The 3,809-nt window shown below is 52.2% G+C and carries 5 protein-coding genes and 1 pseudogene; 4 read left to right on the forward strand and 2 right to left on the reverse strand.

Features of this window, described 5'->3' with window-relative positions; translation table 11 throughout:
- Both VB714_RS14915 and VB714_RS14920 read right to left on the reverse strand, forming a co-directional pair.
- Positions 1-382 (reverse strand): annotated as a pseudogene (locus tag VB714_RS14915) (DNA phosphorothioation system sulfurtransferase DndC); the annotation flags it as partial.
- On the reverse strand, positions 342-998 hold the full coding sequence (locus VB714_RS14920) for a hypothetical protein (protein ID WP_323225402.1): 657 nt from the start codon (positions 996-998) through the stop codon (positions 342-344). The pseudogene VB714_RS14915 and the gene VB714_RS14920, both read right to left, overlap by 41 nt.
- Before the next feature lie 62 nt (positions 999-1,060).
- Here VB714_RS14920 and VB714_RS14925 point away from each other — a divergent pair, with 62 nt between their 5' ends.
- The 4 genes from VB714_RS14925 to VB714_RS14940 all read left to right on the forward strand — a co-directional run.
- On the forward strand, positions 1,061-2,317 hold the full coding sequence (locus VB714_RS14925) for a tyrosine-type recombinase/integrase (protein ID WP_323225403.1): 1,257 nt from the start codon (positions 1,061-1,063) through the stop codon (positions 2,315-2,317).
- Positions 2,314-2,817, forward strand: coding sequence for a hypothetical protein (locus tag VB714_RS14930; protein ID WP_323225404.1), 504 nt, complete (start codon positions 2,314-2,316; stop codon positions 2,815-2,817). The genes VB714_RS14925 and VB714_RS14930 overlap by 4 nt, the downstream gene beginning before the upstream one ends.
- Before the next feature lie 126 nt (positions 2,818-2,943).
- Positions 2,944-3,168, forward strand: coding sequence for a helix-turn-helix transcriptional regulator (locus VB714_RS14935; RefSeq protein WP_323225405.1), 225 nt, complete (start codon positions 2,944-2,946; stop codon positions 3,166-3,168).
- 89 nt (positions 3,169-3,257) lie between these two features.
- A partial coding sequence (locus VB714_RS14940; RefSeq protein WP_323225406.1) for a DNA-primase RepB domain-containing protein occupies positions 3,258-3,809 on the forward strand: 552 nt, incomplete at its 3' end.

Genomic DNA, 3,809 nt, shown 5'->3' on the forward strand with positions numbered 1-3,809 from the left:
TGAGATTTTTTGTACACCACCGAAAGCTATTTGTGGGAGGTGGATAGCCACGTCCAATCACCTTCACAAAAAATCTATCTGCCACCGGGGCTTTTAGAATTTTCGGACGTAGCGGAGAATTTGTAGAGCGGAACTCATCTGAAAGGGAAGCAAACAGGCCTTTGACGTAGCTATCAAGTATCGGGTTTTCCACCCCGGTATCACAGAAAATTACATCTATTTTTTCAGGGTGGCGTTTTGCCGATTTTAGTGCCGAAGAAAATACCTTTAGAAGGGCTGTCGAGTCCTTACCTCCTGAGAACCCAATTATCCAATGACTGTCCTGATTGTTTTCAAGAGCCTCACGAGTTCGATATACTGCTTCGATTACTGGCTCTGTCACGAATAGCTCTCAATTTCTGGTTTAAGAATTCTAGATGATTGTGTTGAATTATCTCAACCTGCTGGTTACCGATCTCTTTGTGAAGATCAGTCAACACACGCGACGCTGGAAACGTTAACGAGAGCAATACCAGGAACGCTGTTGCGGCCCACAAAGCACCATCAATTCTCAACACAAAAAGAAATGTGCAAATTAGCAAGAATACGATGCACAACGCTCGCACATCTGCCACAGTTGTCCAGATATACCCGTTGAAATAGGCTAACCTTGATTTCCTTTCCAAACTTTTGTCATCATCAATAATCGAAAAGAACACCCCACGAACAGACTTCCAATTAAAATACTCCCCATCTTCAAATTCAGAAATTCTAACTATTTCAGATCTTAGGTTCTCTGATATCTCATCAAAGAATTTTCCATTGGCATACGATCTTAACGGCGTAAGGTAGTAAACTGCGGCAGGAATAATAAATACGAGAGAAACTGAGGCTTCTTTAAAGTCGCTCGGAAAGGCAAATTTCCAAAGGCCGGTTACCCGCCCCAAAAATATTCCAAATAGGATTATTAGGATGCCAGGGGTTATGAACCTCAGCCACTTCTGAGTTTCCAAAGACATAGCAACCTCCGCTCCAGAATGCCCCAAACCATACCCTGACACGCGGACGTCGCAATCTTAATATGCACGTCATGAAAAAGAAGCTGACGCCCAAATCCATTGACGCTCTGCCGCCCGCCAATGGCAAACGCTACGAAGTGCATGACGCCTTGCTACCCGGACTGCACCTTCGTGTGTCGGCCACAGGGGGGAAGGTGTTTGGCGTATCGCGTCGCATTGCTGGACGGATGAAGCGCATTCGCATCGGCGCATATCCAATCGTGTCGCTGGCTGATGCGCGCGAGAAGGCACGAAGCATCCTTCGCGATATCGAGCTTGGACAATACGATCAGACCCCCTCGTCTGTGGTTGATAGTGCCTCTCGCCTAACCCTTGGCGATGTCGTCCCGCAATTCATCGAGCTGTACGCAAAGCCTCGCAACAAGGACTGGCGTGGCACTGAACGTGTGCTGCAGAAATTTGCGCCCCTGTTCTCGCGTCCCATTGATCAGATCAAACGCGCTGACGTGGTGCGCGTGCTGGACACGATCGTTGCCGGTGGCGCACCGACACGGGCGAACCGGGCGCTGGCTGCGATCAAAAAGCTCATGAACTGGTGCATTGATCGCGCCATGATCGAAACATCGCCTGTGGCTTCTCTCAGACCGCCCACGAAGGAGATTGCGCGGGATCGTGTGCTCACTGATGAGGAAATTATCGCCTGCTGGCATGCTGGCGCGTCTGAAGGCTTCCCGTTTGCCCATTTCACGCAACTCCTCATCCTGACAGGTCAACGTCGTGGTGAGGTCGCTGGTATGCGCTGGTCGGAGCTTGATCTCGACAAAGGCATTTGGACACTTCCTGCCAAGCGCGCCAAGAACGCCACATTGCACATCGTACCGTTGGCGCCATTAGCGATCTTTGTCCTGAATTCAGTGCCGAAGTTTCTTGATAGCGATCTGGTGTTCACGACCACAGGCACCTCGCCTATTTCTGGGTTTGGCCGATTGAAGGAACGCCTCGATGTGGCTGTTGGCCTTGATGCAAGGGACTGGCGCTTCCACGACCTGCGCCGCACGATGGCAACCAACATGGCGATGATGCGCATCCAGCCGCATATCATCGAAGCCGTCCTCAACCACAAAACGGGTATAGTCTCAGGCGTCGCTGCAACCTATAATCGCCATGCGTATCTGGATGAAAAACGCGAGGCGCTGCAGCAATGGGCGAACAGGATCGAGGAGATGACGAACTGTTCGGCCCTGCGTGGCTGGACAGATGCCTCAGAGAGGCCGGAAATATCAGCAAGGACCAATTTCTCGAACTCGGCGATCGGTTGAGGGAATTCGCCCAACCGTTTCGAAGTCAAATAGCCACGGTTCCTTCCAGCTTTCCAAATGGCCCTCAAAATATTGACATTTCCAAGCAGCGCGACTGGCTGGAAAGCGATGTCATCATGCCCACCGCGAAACTGAAGAAAGCGCTGAGTCCCGAAAACCGGCACTTCTTTACTGGCGCCATGTTCGATCACTCGGCTTTTGAACCGAATTTTGATCAGGCACTGAAGCTGCTGAATGAAATTGAAGTTTTCGCAGATGCCGCTTTTATCGAACTGGACATGCAGGCAACGCACTCCATTCGAAATTCGACTCAGCTCCAATTCGAGATCGTAAACGGCATCGTTGCGATCATGGAAAAGGAGCTAAGCCTCTATAAAAACAGAATGTCCATTCGCGCAAATGCGCTGGTCCGAATGGCCTTCAAAGAGATTACTGGCTTTCACAAACAGCTGGATGACGACATCAAATTCGCCCTGAAACAGGTCAAGAAAAACTCTTGAGGAAATGAGCCGTTCTGACGCTCAGACCCTCCTGAACTCCGCTCCCGATCTGCTCCAAATTCAATCATGCTTATTCTTGTCGGAGCGCTCCTTCATTCAACTCAACGCTGAATAAGGATTGACACAATGGAACTCAAAACTGGGCAGCAAGCCCTCGCCAATCGAGCAGATCTTGCGCGGTTTGGCATCAAGGTCAGCAACAGCACCCTGCTTCGCTGGGAAGCTGCCGGTCGCTTTCCACGCCGTATCCGAATGGCTGGAACTAGCGTCGCATGGCTCCTGAGTGAGCTTGAGGACTGGATCGCCGCTCGGTCGGCTGAGCGCGAGCACACCCACTACGCCGACTTCTGACCCGGCGACCACACCCCCCCACAATCGCATCGGTTTTGTAGCGCGCTTTCGCGTGCATGACGCCGTGCGTCCAAACGAAAGCCAAGCCAATGACACGCCACAAGAAGAGAACCGAGTTTCCAGCCCTAATGAGCGATGGCGCTCCCGAGCGGGCGGTACTGCAGGACCAGTACGATTTCCTATGCGACCTCTGGCACGCACCTGCGATGGCCGGTCCCGACATGTTCGGAAACCTATGTTTTCGCCGGAAGGGAACGACGAAAATGATCGACAAGTTCGTCGTGCTGCACGGTGAGATCAAGATCAACCGCTTGCTTCGGCGCTACGATCGGCACCGCTACGATCAATATTTTAGCCCAAATGTCTATGCCCGGCCCAGCCGGAAATTGACTGGCGTCCACATGACAAGCCTTGGCTGGTGCGACGTGGATGAAGCCGACCCCTTTGCCTTCGATCCGAAACCCTCCTTGGTGTGGGAGACATCGCCGGGTCGCACGCAGGCGCTTTGGTTTTGGGATCGTCTACACACGCCCGCAATGGCGTCGGCTTTCTCGAAAGCGCTCACGTATCGACACGGCGGCGACAAGGGAGGGAGCGCGGCAAACAAGCTCCTGCGGTTGCCCGGTTCGTTCAACCACAAG

This window comes from Spirulina sp. 06S082 (genome assembly GCF_034932145.1).
Taxonomy (GTDB): Bacteria; Cyanobacteriota; Cyanobacteriia; order Cyanobacteriales; family Spirulinaceae; genus CCY15215.

What these genes read in the sequence shown, in the direction of transcription:
- VB714_RS14920 (WP_323225402.1), bottom strand. Translation starts at nt 998, where the DNA reads ATGTCTTTGGAAACTCAGAAGTGGCTGAGGTTCATAACCCCTGGCATC.
- VB714_RS14925 (WP_323225403.1), top strand. Translation starts at nt 1,061, where the DNA reads ATGCACGTCATGAAAAAGAAGCTGACGCCCAAATCCATTGACGCTCTG.
- VB714_RS14935 (WP_323225405.1), top strand. Translation starts at nt 2,944, where the DNA reads ATGGAACTCAAAACTGGGCAGCAAGCCCTCGCCAATCGAGCAGATCTT.